The sequence below is a fragment of the Lactobacillus sp. PV037 genome, assembly GCF_014522345.1.
Classification (GTDB): Bacteria; Bacillota; Bacilli; order Lactobacillales; family Lactobacillaceae; genus Lactobacillus.
In genome coordinates, this window is record NZ_CP041987.1 from 164,378 (window position 1) to 184,830 (window position 20,453).

23 protein-coding genes and 4 tRNA genes are annotated in these 20,453 nt (G+C 32.7%); 23 read left to right on the forward strand and 4 right to left on the reverse strand.

The window, feature by feature from the left end:
• The first annotated feature begins 7 nt into the window (after positions 1-7).
• The 10 genes from FP435_RS01345 to FP435_RS01390 all read left to right on the forward strand — a co-directional run bounded on the left by FP435_RS01345 (position 8) and on the right by FP435_RS01390 (position 8,840).
• Positions 8-1,180 carry a galactokinase gene (locus FP435_RS01345; protein WP_265483969.1) on the forward strand — a complete coding sequence of 391 codons (1,173 nt, stop codon included), beginning with the start codon at positions 8-10 and terminating at the stop codon, positions 1,178-1,180.
• Between the two features lie 7 nt (positions 1,181-1,187).
• The gene (locus FP435_RS01350; RefSeq protein WP_265483970.1) at positions 1,188-2,654 is read left to right on the forward strand and encodes a UDP-glucose--hexose-1-phosphate uridylyltransferase; all 1,467 of its coding nucleotides are present in this window, start codon (positions 1,188-1,190) and stop codon (positions 2,652-2,654) included.
• Positions 2,655-2,717: 63 nt separating this feature from the next.
• On the forward strand, positions 2,718-3,476 hold the full coding sequence (locus FP435_RS01355) for an NADPH-dependent oxidoreductase (protein ID WP_265483971.1): 759 nt from the start codon (positions 2,718-2,720) through the stop codon (positions 3,474-3,476).
• Positions 3,477-3,526: 50 nt separating this feature from the next.
• Positions 3,527-3,599: transfer RNA gene (locus FP435_RS01360), tRNA-Thr, on the forward strand.
• 93 nt (positions 3,600-3,692) lie between these two features.
• A complete protein-coding gene (locus tag FP435_RS01365; protein WP_265483972.1) occupies positions 3,693-4,208 on the forward strand; it encodes a YbhB/YbcL family Raf kinase inhibitor-like protein in 516 nt (171 codons plus the stop codon).
• 127 nt (positions 4,209-4,335) lie between these two features.
• Entirely contained in the window at positions 4,336-4,977 is a 642-nt protein-coding gene (locus tag FP435_RS01370; protein ID WP_265483973.1) for an FMN-dependent NADH-azoreductase, read from the forward strand.
• Between the two features lie 111 nt (positions 4,978-5,088).
• Complete coding sequence (locus FP435_RS01375; RefSeq protein WP_265483974.1) at positions 5,089-5,580, forward strand: winged helix DNA-binding protein; 492 nt, start codon at positions 5,089-5,091, stop codon at positions 5,578-5,580.
• Positions 5,581-5,854: 274 nt separating this feature from the next.
• A complete protein-coding gene (locus tag FP435_RS01380) occupies positions 5,855-6,433 on the forward strand; it encodes a histidine phosphatase family protein (RefSeq protein ID WP_265483975.1) in 579 nt (192 codons plus the stop codon).
• A 295-nt stretch (positions 6,434-6,728) separates the two neighbouring features.
• Positions 6,729-7,442 carry a hypothetical protein gene (locus tag FP435_RS01385; RefSeq protein ID WP_265484619.1) on the forward strand — a complete coding sequence of 238 codons (714 nt, stop codon included), beginning with the start codon at positions 6,729-6,731 and terminating at the stop codon, positions 7,440-7,442.
• A 153-nt stretch (positions 7,443-7,595) separates the two neighbouring features.
• On the forward strand, positions 7,596-8,840 hold the full coding sequence (locus FP435_RS01390) for a NupC/NupG family nucleoside CNT transporter (RefSeq protein ID WP_265483976.1): 1,245 nt from the start codon (positions 7,596-7,598) through the stop codon (positions 8,838-8,840).
• A 58-nt stretch (positions 8,841-8,898) separates the two neighbouring features.
• Here FP435_RS01390 and FP435_RS01395 read toward each other — a convergent pair whose 3' ends face one another.
• The 4 genes from FP435_RS01395 to FP435_RS01410 all read right to left on the reverse strand — a co-directional run bounded on the left by FP435_RS01395 (position 8,899) and on the right by FP435_RS01410 (position 11,594).
• On the reverse strand, positions 8,899-9,090 hold the full coding sequence (locus FP435_RS01395) for a hypothetical protein (RefSeq protein WP_265483977.1): 192 nt from the start codon (positions 9,088-9,090) through the stop codon (positions 8,899-8,901).
• Positions 9,091-9,200: 110 nt separating this feature from the next.
• Positions 9,201-9,548 (reverse strand): hypothetical protein, encoded by a 348-nt coding sequence (locus FP435_RS01400; protein ID WP_265483978.1) that lies wholly within the window; start codon positions 9,546-9,548, stop codon positions 9,201-9,203.
• Between the two features lie 120 nt (positions 9,549-9,668).
• Positions 9,669-10,280 (reverse strand): peptidoglycan-binding protein LysM, encoded by a 612-nt coding sequence (locus tag FP435_RS01405; RefSeq protein ID WP_265483979.1) that lies wholly within the window; start codon positions 10,278-10,280, stop codon positions 9,669-9,671.
• A 159-nt stretch (positions 10,281-10,439) separates the two neighbouring features.
• The gene (locus FP435_RS01410; RefSeq protein WP_265483980.1) at positions 10,440-11,594 is read right to left on the reverse strand and encodes a matrixin family metalloprotease; all 1,155 of its coding nucleotides are present in this window, start codon (positions 11,592-11,594) and stop codon (positions 10,440-10,442) included.
• 319 nt (positions 11,595-11,913) lie between these two features.
• Between FP435_RS01410 and FP435_RS01415 the strand changes: the two genes are divergently transcribed.
• From FP435_RS01415 to FP435_RS01475, 13 genes are all read left to right on the forward strand, one after another.
• The gene (locus FP435_RS01415) at positions 11,914-13,302 is read left to right on the forward strand and encodes a GHKL domain-containing protein (RefSeq protein ID WP_265483981.1); all 1,389 of its coding nucleotides are present in this window, start codon (positions 11,914-11,916) and stop codon (positions 13,300-13,302) included.
• A 1-nt stretch (position 13,303) separates the two neighbouring features.
• Positions 13,304-14,098, forward strand: coding sequence for a LytR/AlgR family response regulator transcription factor (locus FP435_RS01420; protein WP_265483982.1), 795 nt, complete (start codon positions 13,304-13,306; stop codon positions 14,096-14,098).
• A 176-nt stretch (positions 14,099-14,274) separates the two neighbouring features.
• A complete protein-coding gene (locus tag FP435_RS01425) occupies positions 14,275-15,078 on the forward strand; it encodes a CPBP family intramembrane glutamic endopeptidase (RefSeq protein ID WP_265483983.1) in 804 nt (267 codons plus the stop codon).
• A 184-nt stretch (positions 15,079-15,262) separates the two neighbouring features.
• Entirely contained in the window at positions 15,263-15,466 is a 204-nt protein-coding gene (locus FP435_RS01430; RefSeq protein WP_265483984.1) for a hypothetical protein, read from the forward strand.
• Positions 15,467-15,530: 64 nt separating this feature from the next.
• A complete protein-coding gene (locus FP435_RS01435; protein ID WP_265483985.1) occupies positions 15,531-15,737 on the forward strand; it encodes a hypothetical protein in 207 nt (68 codons plus the stop codon).
• Between the two features lie 8 nt (positions 15,738-15,745).
• A complete protein-coding gene (locus FP435_RS01440; RefSeq protein WP_265483986.1) occupies positions 15,746-16,141 on the forward strand; it encodes a hypothetical protein in 396 nt (131 codons plus the stop codon).
• 144 nt (positions 16,142-16,285) lie between these two features.
• A tRNA-Gln gene (locus FP435_RS01445) sits at positions 16,286-16,357 on the forward strand.
• A 57-nt stretch (positions 16,358-16,414) separates the two neighbouring features.
• A complete protein-coding gene (locus FP435_RS01450; protein WP_265483987.1) occupies positions 16,415-17,134 on the forward strand; it encodes a MurR/RpiR family transcriptional regulator in 720 nt (239 codons plus the stop codon).
• Between the two features lie 114 nt (positions 17,135-17,248).
• A complete protein-coding gene (locus FP435_RS01455) occupies positions 17,249-18,157 on the forward strand; it encodes an L-lactate dehydrogenase (RefSeq protein ID WP_265483989.1) in 909 nt (302 codons plus the stop codon).
• 92 nt (positions 18,158-18,249) lie between these two features.
• Positions 18,250-18,331, forward strand: a tRNA-Tyr gene (locus FP435_RS01460).
• A gap of 33 nt (positions 18,332-18,364) precedes the next feature.
• Positions 18,365-18,436 (forward strand) — tRNA-Gln (locus tag FP435_RS01465).
• A gap of 107 nt (positions 18,437-18,543) precedes the next feature.
• Positions 18,544-19,665, forward strand: a complete 1,122-nt coding sequence (locus tag FP435_RS01470) for a hypothetical protein (protein WP_265483990.1) — start codon at positions 18,544-18,546, stop codon at positions 19,663-19,665.
• A gap of 55 nt (positions 19,666-19,720) precedes the next feature.
• The gene (locus FP435_RS01475; protein WP_265483991.1) at positions 19,721-20,422 is read left to right on the forward strand and encodes a GntR family transcriptional regulator; all 702 of its coding nucleotides are present in this window, start codon (positions 19,721-19,723) and stop codon (positions 20,420-20,422) included.
• Positions 20,423-20,453: the final 31 nt, after the last annotated feature.

Sequence of the window (20,453 nt, forward strand, 5' to 3'; positions counted from 1 at the left end):
GAAAAAGATGAAAAAGAGTGAACTATTAGATAAATATCAAGATATATTTAAAGAAAAAGGTGAGGCAGTATATTTTTCACCAGGTAGAATTAATGTAATTGGGGAACACACAGACTATAATGGGGGTCATGTTTTTCCAGCAGCGATTAGTTTAGGAGTATACGGTGTTTTTGGAAAACGTAGTGATCAACAAGTTAAACTTTACTCTGGAAATATTGAAGGAGAAGTAGTTGCTTTTGATTTAGAAGATTCAAGTGTAGAACAAAAGGATCGATTTTGGACAAATTACTTAAAAGGGATGTTAACTTATTTGAGAGAGCTATTTCCAACTCAAATTAAGCAAGGTTTTAACTTATATCTTGAAGCAGATTTACCATCAGGTTCTGGTTTATCTTCTTCAGCTGCCATTGAAATGCTGATGGGAATAATTTTAAAAGAAGAATTTGGGTTAGACATTTCAAGGGAAAAATTAGCACGTCTAGGACAAAAAACGGAAAATGAATTTGTCGGTCTAAATTCAGGAATTATGGATCAATTTGCATGTATTATGGGTAAAAAAGATAGTGCAATTTTTCTAGACTGTAATACTATGGAGTATGAATACAAGCCCCTAGAATTATCTGATTATGAAATTGTAATTATGAGTACTAATAAAGAACATACTTTAGCAGATTCTGCTTACAATGATCGAGTTAGAGAATGCGAAGAAGCATTAAAGTTATTAAAAAATAAATTAGAGATTAATTCACTAGGGGAATTAGATACAGAAACTTTAGAAGAGTATTCTTACTTAATTAATGATGACAAACTCCTAAGAAGAGCTCGTCATGCAATTAGTGAAAATGAGAGAGCCTTGCGGGCTACGAAAGTAATGGAAGAAGGAGACTTAGCTAGATTGGGGCGTTTGCTAAATGCTTCGCATATTTCTTTACACTATGATTACGAAGTTACAGGCAAAGAATTAGATACTTTGGTACAAGCTGCTTGGCAACAAGAAGGAGTAGTAGGTGCTAGAATGATTGGCGGAGGATTTGGCGGCAGCGCCATTGCAATTGTGAAAAAAGATAAAGCCGAAGTTTTTAAGCACAATGTTGGAGAAATTTATGCGAAAAAGATTGGCTATGAAGCTAGTTTTTATGATGCAGAAATAGTAGACGGAACTAAGAAAATTGAGGGATAAAAGAGTAATGAAAGTTATTGAAAAATTTGTTAGTGAAGCGGTTAAAAGTGGACGTTTTCAAGAAATAGATGATATCTATCTCACTAACAAAATTTATGCGCTAGTTGGAAAGACAGATAAGAATTATCAAGAAACTGAACCAGTAGTAAAACAGTTGGTAGAGATAGCCGTAGATAATAAAAAAATTCCAGATGATCTTACATCAAGAGAAGTCTTAAATGATGAACTCTATGATTTGTTGATGCCCCTTCCCTCACAAATTAATGCCCAGTTTTGGGAAAAGATGCAAAAGAGTTCTCAACAAGCTACTGACTGGTTTTACAATTTATGTGTAAAAGGAAATTATGTAAAAAAAGAAGCAATTGCAAAAAATATTGTGTTTACCGGTAAAGGAAAAAATGGACATGATTTAGAAATTACGATTAATCTCTCTAAGCCGGAAAAAGATCCCAAGGCAATTGCAGCAGCAGCTAAAAGCTCTAGCAAGAAATATCCTCAGTGTGCATTATGTGCAGAAAATGAAGGATACGTTGGTGGCTATGGAGAAAATGCTAGAAGTAATTTAAGAATTATCCGTTTAATGCTGGGAGGGAAAAAGTGGGGCTTTCAGTATTCCCCCTATGCTTATTTTAATGAGCATTGTATTTTTTTAGATTTTGTCCATACCCCAATGGTTATTAATCAGCAAACATTAATTAATTTAGTAGAAATTGAAAAAATCTTCCCTGATTATTTTGTGGGATCTAATGCTGACTTACCGATAGTAGGTGGATCCCTTTTGTCTCATGAACACTATCAGGGCGGGCGACATGTTTTTCCAATGATGAAAGCAAAGTTAAAGCAAAAGATTAATTTTCCAGCCTATCCTGAAGTAGCAGCTGGAATTGTTGATTGGCCAATGAGTGATTTGCGTCTTGAAAGTAGTAATTCACTTAGTTTAATTGATTTGGGAAGTAAGATCATTAGTTTTTGGAAAAAATATAGTGATCCAGCACTTAAGATAAAGGCAAAGGATGATACTGAGCTTCACCATACAGTAACCCCGATCATGCACCGACAAGGAGAAAAATTTATTCTTGATTTGGTATTAAGAGATAATAATACTAGTAAAGAATATCCCTTAGGAATTTTTCATCCTCATCAAGAACTTTGGCATATTAAAAAAGAAAATATTGGTTTAATTGAAGTAATGGGACGGGCAATTTTGCCAGGACGGTTAAAGAAGGAATTGGAAGAAGTAAAAAAGTATTGGTTAAATCAAAATAATGAGATTGCTGCTTCACATTTAGCTTGGGCTGAAAAGATAAAGCAAGAAGAAACAATTACAGCTGATAATGTAGACCAAGTAATGCAGCAGGCGTTAGCAGATGTTTTTGAACAGGTGCTAACAGATAGTGGTGTGTTTAAAGATAATAAAGCTGGTCAAGAAGGTTGGGAAAGATTTTTAGTTGCTTTAAAACAAAATTTGGCTTAGTTGCACAGTAGTTTAAAAAATGATAGTGTGGAAGTGTTACTTATTAAAAGAAAGAAGAATTTTATGATTCACACTAACACGATTGATGAACAAGTAAATCATCGCTCCATTCGAAAATTTAAAGATCAAATTTTATCTAAAGAAGAATTAGCTACCTTATTAACTGTAGCGCAACACACTCCAACTAGTATGTTTTTACAAGGATTTTCTATTTTACATATTACTGATGAAGCAAAGAAAAAAAGAATTAGAGAATTATGTAATCAAGAATATGTAGGAGCTAATGGAGATTTATTCATCTTTTTAGCAGACTTGCATCGTAATCAACAAATTCGTCAGCAAATGGGGACAGATGATGGACGAGTACATACCACAGATATTTTCTTACAAGTTCTTCAAGATACAGTTTTGGCTGTACAAAATATGGGAAATGCAGCTGAAAGTATGGGATTAGGATATGTACCCCTAGGTACCGTAATTGATCATCCCTTGGAAATGATTAAAACTCTAGATTTACCAGAACTAACTTTTCCAGTGATAGGGATGCAGGTGGGACGTCCAGATCAAGATCCCCAATTAAAACCGCGCTTACCACTTGAATTTACTTGTTTTGAAAATGAGTATCCTAAAGATTTTAAGATTAGTGATTTAAAAGGCTATGATGAAATTGTAGAGACTTACTATGATTTACGTGATACTAATCGTCGTGTGGATTCATTTACTAAGCAAATTGCCGGTAAAAAATTAGACAACCATCAAACAGATCGGGATCAAATTCCTGAAGCTCTTCATAAGCAAAAGCTTTGCTTAGATTGGAAGTAGAAAGTAATTGAATCTTCTACCAACTTTTGCTATAATTTTAACGATAATTCGCTGAATTAGCTCAGTTGGTAGAGCGCTTCCCTCGTAAAGAAGAGGTCGCCAGTTCGATCCTGGCATTCAGCATTTAGCTCTAAAACTTCTAGCAACTAGCTAGGAGTTTTTTATTTGAAAAAATATTTTCCTTTTTCTACTATAAGATTAGAAAGAAGGAAAAATATGAAAATTCAAGTACCTTTAGTTAATGGTTTATTAGCAGGTGAGTACGGTTCTTTTGCTCCTGAAGAAGATCGTATTAATGGCAAGCCTGCAAAATCATTTCCAATTAAGATTAGCGATGTTCCTGCGGGAACCAAGACGTTTGCAATTTTTATGAACGACTTTGATTCTGTGCCTGTTTGTGGCTTTGCTTGGATTCACTGGTTAGCCGCAAACATCCCAGGTGATGTTAGAGAAATTCCCGCAGATGCCAGTCGAAAGGAACCTTTTGAAATGGTGCAAGGTTCTAATAGTAATCGAAGTAAGTTTTTACCATTAAATTCTGGTTCACCAGTTGGTTATACTGGCCCACAACCACCATCAGGAGTTCATAAATATACTTTAAGAGTCTATGCCTTAGATTCTAAGTTAGATCTACCACATGCGTACTGGCTAAATGAATTTTTATATAAAAGTAAGGGTCATATTTTAGAAGAAGCAGTAATTGACTTACCTTTTTCTGCTACACAAGGATAAAAAGAGAAATCTTTTTATTTTTTTGGCTTTTATTGTTGACAAGCAACAATAAAGGAATATAATAAGTATTGTAATGTTGATAAGCAACAAAAAAGAGATTAATAAATAGAGAAAGGAATTGATTCCAATGAGTAAAGTATTAGTTATTAAGGCACATCCACATACTGATGATAGTTTATCTTTGACAGTAGGTGACGAATTTATCAAGAAGTATCAAGAAAGTCATCCAGATGATGAAGTAGTGATTCGTGACTTATTTGATGGTGAAGAAGTTCCACCATTAAACGATGTGACTTTCGCAGCTTGGAAGAAAGAAAAGAACGGTATGCCATTAAATGATGAAGAAAAGGATGTTCTTACTCGTCATAACGCATGGCTTGATGAATTCGTGAATGCAGATAAATATGTTTTCATTAATCCAATGTGGAATCACTTTATGCCAGCACAAATGAAGGCTTATCTTGATGTAACTGCTGTTACTCACAAGACTTTCAAATATGCTCCAGATGGTAGTGTAATTGGTTTATTACCTGAAAAGAAAGTTATGCACATTCAAGCAGCTGGTGGTTTATACCATGCAAATGGTTTTGATGATCCAGCAGCTAAAGACGACTTTGGTACTAACTACCTTGATTATGAAATGAACTTCTATGGCATTACTGATGTAAATCACATCTTTATTGAAGGTGCTGATATGATGCCTGATAAGCGCCAAGACATCTTAGATGCTGCTTTGAAAGAAGCAGATGAAAAGGCAAAAATGTTCTAGCCTAATAAAATGAATCTTTCTTCGAACCCATTTGGAATACAAATGGGTTTTCCTGTCTAATCTGATAAAATATTATTAAGTAGGAAGTAAGAATTAGAAAGGGTGTTGAAAATGTCTAGCCCAGAAAAAGATGTGTATGATGCAATAAAGAACATTCGCTTAACTAGGGATAATACTCATAGTACTCAGGAGCAAACCTGGATTGCTAATCATTTGAATAGATGTGAACTAAAAGAGCCAATTAGTAAGCTTTCTATAGGAGCGTTGCATATTTTATCAGACTTAGAAGAGGGATCTAAGACGGGAAATGATCTAGCTTGCAGTCTAAATTTAACACGTGGTGGAGTAAGTCGTGCTAGTAAGAAATTATGTGAGTATGATTTAATTACTACTTGTAAAAAAAATGGAAATAAAAAAAATATTTACTACACACTTACAGATAAGGGACGAGAAGTGGCTCAAGCTCACGATGAGTTGCATTGCAAAATGCAGACACAGATGATGAAGAAGTTTACTGATAAATATACTCCTAAGCAATTGGAATTAGTTAGCAGCTTTTTGAGAGATGCACTTGAATTTGAGCAAAAATTGAATGATGAATAAATTAAAAGGTCGTGCTATTTATTTAATAGACACGACCTTTTTGATTATTTAACTTCTTTAGCTTCTTGCATGGCCTTCATGATTGAAGGATTCTTGGAGTGACAATCCTTAATCATTTGAATATCTTCTTCAGTTAATTCTACAGTATATTTAGTCATAACTTTCCCTCTTTTTCTAATATTCTTAGTTAAATATACCACAATCTGAAAAAACTTGCTTGGAGTATTTTTTGTCGGTAAGATTAATTGAAAAGATAATGAAATGAGGATAAATTATGGTAAAAACTATCTATTTAGTGAGACACGGACAAACTCTTTTTAATTTTCGGCACAAAACGCAAGGGCGAATAGATTCACCATTAACAGAATTAGGAAAAAGACAAGCTTTAGCAGCAGGAAAGTTTTTTGAAAAAAATAATATAAAATTTGATCGAGCTTTCACTTCTACGCAAGAACGTGCAAATGATACTTTAGAACTTATTACTCATAATTCCTTACCTTACAAGCGTTTAAAAAATCTGCGTGAAAAAGATTATGGTATTTATGAAGGCCAAGATGAATTTTTATTACCTTGGAATCGCGGCTTAGAGAGAGATTTTGAACCAACTATGGAAAAAGATAGTGCGGTAGTAGAGCGGATGGAAAGAGGGATGCAAGAAGTATTTAGTCAAACTAGGGACGGAGAAACGGTTTTAGTAGTGGGACATGGTGATATTTTGGGACAATATGTCAGAAAGTATAAAGAAGAGCTAGAATTTTCTGGATTTAAGAATTGTGCTTATGTAAAAATGAGTGAAGAAAATGGAAAAATTAGGATTGAAGAAGCAGGTTGGCCAGCAGAAAATATACATTAAGCAAGAAGGATAGTAATATCCTTCTTTTTTCTATATGAATTATTACAGAATTGTAACAATATTGCTATGACATTACAAAAAGTTATAATGTTACACCAATGTAACAAAAACATGCGTTTCCTTAATATTAAAACTTGATTGTGTCACGTTGGTGCAACATGAACTATGTATTATAGACGATGTCAAATGAATCAACGCAAAACAAAATCAATTAATTATTAAACTATGTTGATTCAAGAATTGAATTAGGAATTAATTTTAAAGGAGACTTTTTATTTTGAAGAATTTTAAATCCATCAATTTTAAATCTATCCTATCTAAAACTTTTGCTGCAGGTATGGTAGCAGCAGGACTTACTCTTGCAGCTACAAGTACTAATGACCATGCTCAAGCTGCAGTAACTGCAAACGATCCTAGTGTTGTAACTATCAACGTTGCTAAAGGTGCAACTGTTAAGCGTAGTGCTTCAGATTACTCAGCTTCAACTGGTCAAATTTTAGCACATGCTACTTCATGGAAAGTTATTGATTCCGCATATGATGCACAAGGAAATAAATGGTATGACTTAGGTCTTAACCAATGGGTTAAAGCTTCAGAAACTGTTGCTGGTTACCACGTTGTAGGTAGTTACAAAGCAGCTTCTAAGCACACAACTTCTACTAATACTAACGCTAATAACGCATCTACAAGTAACTACTCAACTTCAACTTACACTTCAAATGCAAGTTCATCAAACAATGCAACTACTTCAACTTCATCAAGTTCATACACTTCAAGTGTAAGTGGCAGTGAAGCAGCTGCTAAGGCTTGGATTGCAAATCGTGAATCTGGTGGTTCATACTCTGCAACTAATGGTCAATATGTTGGTAAATACCAATTATCTGCAAGTTACTTAAATGGTGACTACTCTGCCGCAAACCAAGAACGTGTTGCTGATAACTATGTTAAGTCACGTTACGGCTCATGGACTGCAGCACAAAGTTTCTGGCAAGCAAACGGTTGGTACTAAAATTTAATATTATAAATCGTCCTTATTTGAGGACGATTTTTTTGTAGAAAAAATAATAATTATTTTTAAAACTAATATTGAAATCTGATAGAAAAAAGGTTATATTTTTAAAAAAGGTTTAACAGTTGTAGATTAACTAGAGAGGTGGAACCAGTGTATTTAGCCATTAATATTTTAGGAGTTGCAATATTTTTACTAATTGGTTGGCTATGTTCAAAAAATCGAAAAGAAATTAAGTGGCGTGGAATTATCACGATGGTAATTTTCAACTTAGTTTTGGCTTGGTTTTTGACAAGTTTTTCAGTCGGAAGAGCAATTGTTAGTGGAGCAGCAGCAGGGTTTAACGGCTTAATGGATGTTGCTTATGAAGGAATCAAGTTTGCCTTCCCAAATCAAATCAATAATAAGTCAGTCGATTGGTTCTTCCAAGTATTGATGCCAATTTTAATGGTTGTTCCATTATTTGATATTTTGACCTATATTGGGGTATTACCATGGGTTATTAAGTGGATTGGAAAAGGATTATCCAAATTAACCGGACAGCCAAAGTTTGAATCATTTTTCTCAGTAGAAATGATGTTTTTAGGAAATACAGAAGCACTGGCTGTATCATCTCTTCAATTAAAAAAGATTAGTGCACAACGTAATTTAACTTTAGCAATGATGTCAATGAGTTGTGTAACAGCTTCAATTATCGGATCTTATACTGAAATGATGCCAGCACAATATATTTTGACAGCTGTACCAGTTAATGTAATCAATGCGTTAATTGTTACGGCAATGCTAAATCCAATTAATGTAAGCCCTAAAGAAGATACTATTGAAACAATGAGTAGTAGTTCAGCAGTAGCTGAGGAAGAAATTGGGGATGTGAATAAAGAAGGTAAGCCCGAAAAAGAACCTTTCTTCTCCTTCTTAGGTGATTCAATTATTGGAGCAGGAAAATTAATCTTGATTATTACTGCTAATGTTATTGCATTTGTAGCTTTAGCAGATTTAATTAATAAGATATTAGGATTTGTTAATCCATGGCTTTCTTTAGAGCACTTATTAGGGATTATTATGTATCCATTTGCCTGGTTAATGGGGCTCCCATTTGATCAAGCATTTGATTTTGCTCAGAATATGGGTACTAAGCTTGTAACAAATGAATTTGTGGTAATGGGGCAAGTTACTAAGAAGATTGCCCATTACAGTCCCCACTATCAAGCTGTGTTAACAGCTTTCTTAACAAGTTTTGCAAACTTCTCTACTATTGGAATGATTATTGGAGCATTTAAGGGATTAGTTGACAAAGAAAAGAGCACTTTAATTTCTAAGAACGTAACTTATTTACTTCTTTCAGGAATTTTAGTATCACTTCTTTCAGCCTCAATGATTGGATTATTTGTTTGGTAGAAAGTAAGAAAAAAGGCATTGCGTTTTAAATGACGCAATGCCTTTTTCTTTTGCTAAATTAATACCAATTATGATTTTCCCAGAATTTCTTGGCATTTACCCAAGAACCATAGCGAGATTTAACATAATTATCAGCTACACGTTCTTGATTGGCAGCTGAGTAGTCACCATTTAAGTAGCTTGAATCTAGTTGATATTTACCAATATATTTACCATTTTTAGCAGTGTAAGAATTACTTGATTCATGCATCGCAATCCATGCTTTAGCAGCTGCTTCACTCCTTGAAAGATTTGAAGTATAACTAGAATTAGTAGAAGAAGTGGATTTTTTAGTTGAGCTAGATGAAGAAGTAGTAGAATCTAGCTTGATATTAAAGTCATAAGACGTAGTTGAGCTAGAAGAAATTTTTTAGTATCAGAAGCTAAAATCCATTGCTTATAACCAATTGCGTACCATTGACGGCCCTCTTGGTCAGTAGCTGTTCCAATAATTTTATATTTTGCGTGATAAAAAGCTTTTAAACCAGTATTGTTTCCAGCTTGATAGTTAGTCCAAATTTCAGCTCCATCCTTATTGGAAATAGTTATTCTAGAAGTTGTAGCAGCTTTAGCTTGAGGGAAAGTAAGTGCTTGGGTAGAAATAATCCCAGTAGCACTAAGCATAATACCTGCTGATACTTTAACTAATAGTGAGTTGAAACGATTCAAATAATCTCTCCTTTAAATAATTGTTGAATACATAATACAAGAAAAATATTGCGAAAGAATTACAAAAATAAGTCTAAAAGATAAAAAAGATGCCCTAGGGCATCTTTTTTATTGTTGTTTTTAGTACCAACCGTGGCTAACCCAGAAGTTCTTAGCATTTACCCAAGAACCGTAACGGGATTTTACATAGTTGTTAGCAACGCGTTCTTGGTTTGCAGCAGAGTAGTCGCCGTGTAGGTAACTTGCAGCTAATTGATATTTACCAATGTATTGACCATTACGTGCGCTGTATGAACCACCAGATTCACGCATTGCAATCCAGTTTTTAGCTGCAGTTTCTGCATTTGAAGGTGCTTGAGAAACGGTCTTCTTTGTAGTGGTAGTCTTAGCTTTCTTAGGAGTCTTTTTAGTGACTTTCTTAGTATTAGAAGCTAAAATCCATTGATTAGTGCCGATTGCGTACCAGCTACGACCTTGTTGATCAGTGGCAGTACCAGTAACTTTGTACTTAGCATTGTAAAGAGCTTTTGAACCAGTAGTCTTACCGCCTTGGTAGTTAGTCCAAATTTGCGTACCATTCTTGTTAGAAATCTTGATAGTTCCAACTGTTTTAAGAGTAGTAGCTGCTTGAGCGTTAGTTGCAGGTTGAGTTGCAGTAACTGCTGCACCTAAACCAATTGTAAGAGCAACACCGGCTGATAATTTAACTAATACTGACTTAAACTGATTCAAAACTTTTCTCTCCTTGTAAATTTAATAAAAATTAATTACTTGTTCTTTAATTGACAAGTTATATATTACAGGGGGAATGTTGCAGAAAGATTACAGAAAGAAGTCGATACCATTATAAAGAAATAACGAAAGTACCATTTTTTGTAAAAAAGGAATAAATTAGAATATTTTTTCTGTAATGGTTCCTTGCTTAATAATTTTTCCTTTAATTCCTTGACTTTGTTTTTTATTTTTTGAAGTTTGTTTGATAATAAAGTAATTTTTCTTCCCCTTTAATTTACTTTTTGAAATAAAAACAGTAGTCTCAGTAGAGGAAGTTTTTTGAGTAAGGAATTTTTTCCCTTGGTAGTAAAAAGTTAATGAAGACTTTGGTAGGGTACTGAGTTTATAGGTAATCCCTTTGTTTGTGTGAGAGATTTTAGTAATCTCAGGTTTTTTTGCTGCGTAATCATCTGCAGTAAAAGTTTTAGTAGAAGTTACTTTCTGGTCATGTTTATCTAAGCCAAGAAGTTTAAAGTTTTTATAGCCTTTAAAAGAAATCTTTGCTGAAAAATCGCCATTAGATTTAGGAACTATCTGTTTGACAGTCTTATTGTTGTAAAGAATAGCTACTTTTTTTACATTAATAGCTTTTCCTGAAATTATAATGGCTTTTGATTTTGAATCATAGTGGTAAGAAATACGGTTAATGGTTGGAGTAACTAAATCTACAATGTGAAGATGAACAATTTGAGGGGTACCTGGTACACTGTCAAACGATGCTTGAGTAGAATAGCGTTTTTTCATGCCATTAACATCTACACTCTTAATATTGTAGTACCGATTAGCGGGATTCATTACAGAAATACTATTAGAGGCATTATGATTTAATCCAAGCGCATGTCCCAGTTCGTGTTCTGCAACATTAACTTGTTGGTCTAAAGTGTAGCCATATTTATTGAATACAGCGCGATTTATTCGAACATCGTTTGAAATAATTTGCCCTGTAGATGAATCATAATCTACATTGTCATAACCTGCTACATTAAGATTATCAGTTCCGTTATAACTGCTTAATGTAGTTTTAGAATGAGAAGAAGCGGCTTTCCAATTAAATCCGTTGGCTTTCCATCCATTAACAGCTTTTTGCCAAACTTCTTTGTAATGGGAAGAAGTAGATTTATCGAGATAGTAGGCCGTTGCTTTTTGATATCGATAATTTGTAATAGGAGTAGGATTCCAAGTGGTAGCTTTAACTGAAAGAGGTTTATTAAAACCGAGTAATAAAGTACTTGTTATGGCTGTTAGCATTCCGATAGTTGTTTTCTTTTTCATAAAAATCTCCTTAAAAAATCAATTACAAATTAAGTATAGTGAAGAATGTTTCGAATGGGGAAAGTTTTCTTAAGAGGTTAATTTTGTGTCTTAATTAGTAACTATAACAAATAAGATGAAAAAATGACCATTTAAGAAAAATTAAGTATATTAAAGTAAAGATACGGTAAGATATATTAAAGAAGTTTAATGAAAATTAGTCTGAAAAAAGGAGAAAAAGATGCTTATTTTTAATTTATTTATGAATTTAGGATTTATTAATAGTTTTGCGGTTATTAATAATAGAAAGAAAAAGAGAATGTTCTTTGGGGGGAGGTAATTGAAAAATTATATCTTGATTTTATTCTGGTTGCAGCCTATTTTTATAATATGTTTAGATTTTATTTCTATAGCAACTATTTTAAAAATAAGAGTTGATAAAAGAGACCTTCTGTCAATTGGCATTATTATTTTGCTTTTAAGCGGTTTATCGTTGTGGCAATTTTATCATGGAGGAAATGATTATTTAGATAATACAATTGAAATGATAAGCTGGGGGTTATATTTTTTCTTTTACAAAAAATATTTTTCAAAGGTTGATTTAATTAATACCTTGCTCTTAGTAAGTAACATTGATTTGGGAATATCAATAATAGGAAATATAATTGATGATATTATTCCACTGAAAGAATCATTTTTTGATATAGATGTAATAATAGTAGCTTTAATAGTTCTAACACTCATATTAAAATTTAAGAATTATTTGAATAATTTGGTTACAAATCAAAATAAGTATTTATTTTTACTGTTAAATTTATATATTTATATTACAGTAAGTTTTATATATCAAAATATCCTAAAATTAAATAATCTATCTGAAAGTGCAAAGCTGTCTACTTTTATATTTTTAGTCCAATTAATTTTCTTAATAGGAATGTATATTGTAGCTGTAAGGACTCGAAAGAATATCCTTAATAAAGCAAAACAGGAACAAAAAGAAGCACAACTTAAACAACTAAAAATTGAAAATCAGAAAATTAATGAAGAATATGCAAAACTGAAAGAATATGCAGAATATCTTGATAAGAATGAAGATGAATTGCGTAAGTTCAAACATGATTATCAAAATATTTTAAATAGTTTGCGAGTAAGTGCGGAAAATGATAATGCAAATGAACTAATTAAAAAATTAGATCAATATACAAATTCTCAGATTAATAATAAAGCTCTGCGAAAATATAAAGGAATTAATCATGTAAAGGCTGAGGGATTAAAAAGCATCGCTATTGCAAAGCTTGCGAAGCTTTATAATTTGAAGATTGATTATAGCTTTGATTGTGTAAAGGATGTTACAAACTTGCCGAAAGGTGTTAACGAACTAGATATTACTAGAATAATTGGAATTGCTTTTGATAATGCGATTGAAGCAAGTTTAGAAATGCGTAATAAGAATCAAAAACCTTTTGTAGCCGCAATGTATCTTGAAGAAGATGGGACGTTTGAATTTGAAATAAGAAATAAAGTTCTTAGTCAAGAAAATACTAAAAAAATTAGTCAAAAAGGTTACACAACTAAAAAAGATCATTTAGGAATTGGGTTAGCTAATGTGAAAGAAATTGCCAAAAAGTATCGTAAAAATGTATTGATTGATTATGGGTATAATGAAGACTATTTTATCTTTAATTTAGTAATTGTACCATTTAAGGATTGGCAAGAAAGTGAGAATTAAAATGAAATATTCAGTATTTATTTGCGATGATGAGCAAGAACAAATTACTAATCTTAAGAATATTATGGAAGTTGCAGAGATGTATCTTTCTGATGAAAAAGAAGTAAAATTCAATTTAATCACTTATGAGTCTTATCAAGGAGCAATGGAGGGAATTACTGAAGGAAGAATTAGTAGTGGAATCTATTTTTTAGATGTTGAATTAGAAAATAAGACAGATTCTAATACAGGATTTGACTTAGCAGAATTGATTAAAAAACGTGATGAAAGAGCGCAAATTATATTTGTGACTAGCCATGAAGATTTGTCTCTGATTACTTTTGAAAGATATTTAGGGCCAGTTGATTATATTATTAAGACTTCTGATACGCAGAAATTAAAGAAAAGAATCATGAAAGCTTTAAAGAAGGCGATGGCAAATTTAGATCAATTTAATAAAATTAAAAGATATACTTTTTCTTATAAAGTAGGACGTCGTATTAATAATATTCGAATTGATGATGTTATTTGTATTGTAACGTCTGATTTGCCCCATCGTTTGTTGTTAAAGAAAACTATGGGAAAGGCAGATTTCATTGGAACAATTAACCAGTATGAAAAAGAAAATCCAATGTTAGTTAAAATAAGTCAGTCATGTCTTGTTAATCCGCAAAATATTAAGACAATCGATTTGAAAAATAAACTTGTTGAGTTTGTAAATGGTGATATAGAGCCATATTCACGTACTAAGAAAAAAGAAATGAAAGAATTGCTAAATAAATTTAATTATAAAGAAAGTTGGCTTGAAGTAAATTAAGTGAGGAAAAAGATGGAAAAAAGCATAAAAAGTATAGGTATAACAATTGGATAAAATTGATTGTAGAGTAGCATGTTTAGCGATAATTTAAAATCATATGGATCCAATCTTGCTTTAGTTCACTTAAGAGGTCAAGATTTTTCTTGACCTATTTTTATAAGGAGTAGAGAGATATTATGTTAGCAATGGCATTAAAATTTAATCTAAAAAATCCTAAATTACGAAGAAAGACTTTTATCTTTTTAATTGGTACAGCGATTTCATTAATAGCATTCTATGAGGTCTATCCTTTGGTAAGTGAGGTATTCCCCAAAAACGAAAGCTTTAAAATAGCCGTGTTACTATTTGGAGCAATAGTAATTTGTGGTGTATCTTATGGGGTGATGAAAACAGTACGTGTTTTTTTAGAAAAAATTAAATTTCATCATCAATTTTCCAGCATAGTTTTTGGAATATTTTTAGTTTTAGAAATATTGCTAGCTTCAAGTGGTAAGTTAGCCTTATTTAAGATACCAGGTGAACAATTAACTAAAATTATAATTACGGCGATTGTAATTGCCTTTATTGAAGAGTTTATTTTCCGAGGAGTTATATTTAATGCTTTAATAGCCTTATTTTTTAAAAGTAAAAATATTCTTTTTTTAGCAGGAGTCTGCTCTGCAATTATTTTTGGGATTGGTCATGGGTTCAATTTATTTGTGCAACCTGCATCAACTACCGCTATTCAAATTATAATGGCAGCAGATTTGGGAATACTCTACGCTTATATTCACATGGTAACGAATAACTTGTCTTGGTGCATAGTTTTACATGCTTGGCATGATATGTCGTTGCAATTGGTCCAGCCAACTGCTCCGAATACCATTTGGTTATTTGTAGGAATATATTTAATAATTTTTTTAATTATGTGTTGGGCGATGTTTTCTTATAATAAAAAGTTAAATATGTATTTGAGGAAATTAGATAAATCTTTAACTTAGTAGTAGAAAAATTAAGTTGAAGTCTGAAGTACAATTAATACAGTTGGTGGAAAGTAATTTTTAAAGAGAAGAGTAATCTTCTTTTTTATTAGCAGAATAAGAAAGAAAAACGACCACTTAGGAAAAGTTGTTCATCTTTAATAAAACTTATATATAATGAAGTCATCTCACAAAGGAGGAAAACATGGAAAATAAACCTAATTTTAGAGAAAAGTCTTTTAATTTAATAGCAATAATTTTCTTTTTACTCAATATCTTTTGGCATCCCCAAAGCGCAATTCTCAGAACCATTATGGGAATTGCCTGGGTAATTGTAATAGCATATTACATTATTTCAATTACTCGTTGGATGTTAAGAAAAAGAAAGTCTAATCCATCAGACCAGTAAGCAAAATTTTAACTGATTTAGGTGGAATAAACTATACTAAAGTTAATTAAAGAAGGAGGTCATTATGATGTTGAAAAAAGTAAAGATCGAATTAGCTATTGCGCTAATTTTAACAGTGATTAGTTTACTTAATTACCCAGATACAAGATTAGAGATGTATATTATGGGTACAATCTACATTGTAATGGCCATTTTTTATGTGCTGGCAATTGGGGATGCTGTAGCTGAAAAATTCAACTTAACAGTAGACTCCAAATCCTGCAATAAGTGAGGAAAATTATGAAAAAGAATCTATTAGTTATAACAGCAAGCATAGCATTATTAGGTGCAGGCAGTATTATGGCTAATAATACTACTCAAGTTAGTGCTAAGACTACTAAGGCTGAAAGAATGAGTCAAATTCCTTCGGTTAATTATATTAGCCATACTAAAAAAGGAATCACCTATAAATTACAAGTAGCAAAGAAGGCCAAAGTAGTGTTTTCTTATAATGGAAAAACCATTCTCTCTAAGAAAGCAAAGTCTTCCCACTTAAAAGTATTCATTTCTGCTAAAAAGCTTAAAGGTAAAAAGGGTGCCTTTAGTGTTAGACAAATACAGCCAGGCAAAAAGGCAAGTAAGACTGTAAAGGCGAAAATTATAAAGATTGGGCTAGTTGAAGAAAAAATTATTTAAAATAATCATTAAAATTTCACCTATTCCTATCGGGAAATGATTTATAATTTTTTATTGACAATTTTACGAAAAAGAGTATTATATTATTTGTTAAGTATTTAACTTAATTGGTTGCATTGGGCAACAAGTAAAAGCTCAATACAGTGGGTTATAGCCAAGTGGTAAGGCAACGGTTTTTGGTACCGTCATGCGCTGGTTCGAATCCAGCTAACCCAATATTTTAGAGATTAGGCGATGCCTGATCTCTTTTTTTGTATAAAAAGAGGTATCGACATGCAAGAAATTTTAAATATGATCTATCAAGAATTGGGGACACTTCCTGCTGAAGACCAAAAAATTGCACGGGTAATTTTAGCAAACCCATCGAAAGTAGCAGAAATGAACTTATCAGAATTTGCTCAGTTTCTTCAGGTAAGTGAAAGCACTGTTACTGAGTTTTGTGAAAAATTGGGGCTTAGTAGTTTTGTCCAACTAAGAGAACAACTAGGCAACAAGAATCTGATGAATAAGGGTTCAATTTCAAAGGTTTTTAATGATTTACCAACTTTTGAAAAGGATAACCTTGTTTCAATTTTTAGAGATGCCGCCTTAGTGCAAATTGTGGGAGCATCAGAAAAATTACAGGATAAAATAATAGAATTGCTTAATAAAAATGGAATTTTTGCTTTAGGAGTAGCTAATCCAAAAATTAGTTTAGCGCAGACATTACACTTAAAGTCAAAAGATGTTTTACTCGTAATTGAGCCTGAAGAAATATCATTTGAATTAGTTAAACAGGTTCAAATTGCTAAGCATGAGGGTGTAAAGATAGTAACCTTAGGTCGAGAACTTGGAAGAAGAGTAGGAATGGAAGCAGATTGCTTTATCGACTGTCAAAAGGAAAAAGTAATTAATGTATTGGAAGCAATAATTACAAATGTCTTAGATAGTGATTTAAAATTGCAGAATTTTAAGAAGAAGTATCGAGATATTTTAAAAAGTAGATTGAGTTAATTTGGTTAAATAACTAATAGATTTTTATTAAAAAATGTATAATTTTAAATTAAAAGTTGTATAATATAGATACGTCAAAGTTCATGGCCAGATTTAAGGAAAGGATGAATGCGTATGAGAAAAGCAGCAGTTATTGGCTTAGGACATGTTGGGGCAACAGTCGCCTACACTTTGTTTACTCATGGAATTGTTGATAAGCTTGTTTTACTTGATAAAAATGAAGGTAAAGCAGAAGCAGAATATAATGATTTAAGAGATACACTAGCAAGAAATAATTACTATGTTGATGTAGTGGCTCAAGATTGGGATGAGTTAAAAGATACTGATGTAATTATTACTGCATTTGGAGACATTAAAGCAACTGTTGAAACTGGAGATCGTTTCGGTGAATTTGAAATTAATGCTGCCAATGCAAAAGAAGTTGGTGAAAAAATTAAGGCATCGGGATTCAAAGGAATTTTAATTAATATTTCTAATCCTTGTGATGCAGTCTGTGCTTTATTGCAAAAGAGTACAGGACTTTCCAAAGCGCAAGTGTTTGGTACAGGAACATTTTTAGATACAGCCAGAATGCAGAGAATTGTTGGGGAAAAGCTTCATGAAGATCCTCGTAATGTTGAAGGTTTTGTATTAGGAGAACATGGTAGTAGCCAGTTCACTGCTTGGTCAACTGTGCGAGTAAATGGCGAAAGTGCAACAGAATTATTTACTAAAGAAGAATTAGCTCAATTAAGTGCTCAACCAAATAAAAATTCTTTCAAAGTAGCTAAGGGAAAAGGTTATACTAGTTATGCAATTGCAACTTGTGGAGTAAGATTAGCACAAGCAGTATTTAGCAACGCACGTTTATTTGCACCAACCTCAGTTTACTTAGAAGAAGTAGAAAGTTACATTGGTTATCCAGCAATTATTGGAAAAAATGGTGTTGAAAGAATTATTAAGTTACCTTTAAGTAAGGAAGAAAACGAGAAGTTACAAGCTTCTGCAGAAAAAATTAAAGAACACATTGATCAATTGAATTAAGTGAAAATTGAGGAATAAGTTTTTTTCTTATTTCTCAATTTTTTTGCTTGCATTTTTATTTTTGTTCAGGTATTATAATAAAGTACTGTTAAGGAGGCCTAGCGAAGTGGCTAAACGCGGCGGTCTGTAAAACCGCTCTCTCTGAGTTCGGTGGTTCGAATCCACTGGCCTCCATTGTTGAACAACAAGTAAAAGTTCGACTGGTACTGGGTTATAGCCAAGTGGTAAGGCAACGGTTTTTGGTACCGTCATGCGCTGGTTCGAATCCAGCTAACCCAATTGTTCTTTAGAACACCCAACCCGAAAAAGACGTCTTCGTTGAAGGCGTTTTTTTTATACAATGGGTATTTTGCTAATACTTAATGGCTAGAAAGGATTTAATTGAAATGGCGCGACTTATCCAAGTAGGAACTCGTGGTGGAGAAGTAGAATGGAAACAGGCTTTAAAAGATGTTAAAGCAGATGATGTCTTGCTTTTAGAACCTGGCTTTTATGAACTAGAGCAAGGATTAAACGTAGCAGATATTACAATCAAGGGGATGGGGAATAATCCTGAAGATACTGTAATAGAAGGATATTTTTCTTTAGGAGGAGACTGTCGCTTTTTTAATTTAGAAAATATTGCAATTCGTACCAAAACAAATCATAATGCTTTTTTTATTGAACAAAGTGCTGATACTTACCTTACTTTGCGTAATGCAGTCATTGAAAGTGGAATAGATAATACTGCAGCCATTGCGGGCAATGGAAAATGTACTATTGAATTGTTCTCTGTAAAAGTCTTGGGTGCCAGCATTTCGCTGTTTAAGAAGTCAAGTTTTCGCTTAACGATGAATGATTGTTTTGTGGACTATCCTTCCGATAGATATGCAGCTATTGGAATTCAAGGAAAAGGGACCGCAATCATCTCTAATACAACTATTAAAGGAAATTTGAGTACTTACTTTGACTCAAATTCAGAAGTTGACCTTAATAATTCAGAAGTAAATACGCTGTTAATTCATGGACAAACATGGATGAATCTTTTAAATACCCAGATAACTGGCAAAGATGATGGAAGCTTTTATGTTTCAGATGAATCTTGGATAAATGTAGTTAATTGTAATTTTGCTGGGGGAGTTTATTTTGATAAAAAAGCTCGAGCAATAATCCAAAATTCAGAAATGGATCGTCTAATTGGTTGTAATGAAGCTAAGGTCACTTTAAGTAATACCCAAATAAACAGTCACACCGACTTTCAAGATGATGCTACTTGCAGAGCAACTAGAACAGTATTTTCAGGTGGAAAAGATTTTGAATATTTCCTAGCCCTAAATGCTCAAGCATCATTAATAGGAAATGATGTAATTTTGAATCCAAATAAAGGAACAATGGCAATTCAAGATGATGCTAATGTTACTTTAAATGTTTTAACGGCTAACCAAGATAGTCTGGAAATTGAATGTAAAAGGCCAGAAAATATTAGCATTTTAGGAATAAAGTGGACACCAAAAACTACTGATGATTGAGGCGCAAAAAAGATTAAGGTAAAATAATGATAGATTAGTAAAAGCGGGGACTAAAATGCAAGAACCAATGTATATTAAAATTCATAATCAAATCAAAAAGGATATTGAAAATAAAAAGTATGCGGTTGGGGAAAGAATACCTGCTGAACGACAATTGGCTACTGAATTTAAAGTTTCACGAATGACATTGCGTCAAGCTATCAAGACCCTTGAGGATGAAGGAATTTTAGAAAGACGTTTAGGTAGTGGAACTTACGTTGCTAGCCAAAAAGTACAAGAGAAGATGTCTGGAATTATGAGCTTTACTGAAATTACGCGTTCTAATGGACAGATTCCCTCGAGTAAAGTTATTTCTTATCGTGTTACTAAGCCTTCATTATCAGAAAAAGAAAAATTAAAACTTAAAGATGGAGAAAATGTTTTACGGATGGAACGAGTTCGTTCAGCTGATAATGTTCCAATTTGCTACGAAGTTGCTGCAATTCCCTATAATTTAGTAAAAGAGTTTTCTAAGGAAGAAATTTCAACTAGTCTTTATCAAACCATTCAACATAAAGGTGGTTATAGCTTAGGAAATGTAATTGAAAATATCGGAGCAGCTGTGGCAAGTGAGGTAGATGCTAGACGATTATCTGTAAGGAAGGGTGAAGCCTTAGTTACGCGACGACAAGTTACTAAATTAAGTGATGGTACTCCTTTTGAATATGTACGAGCTTCTTATGTAGCAGAACGATTTGAATTTACATTTGCAAAATGAAATGAGCAGAATAATGTGACCTAATTTTAAG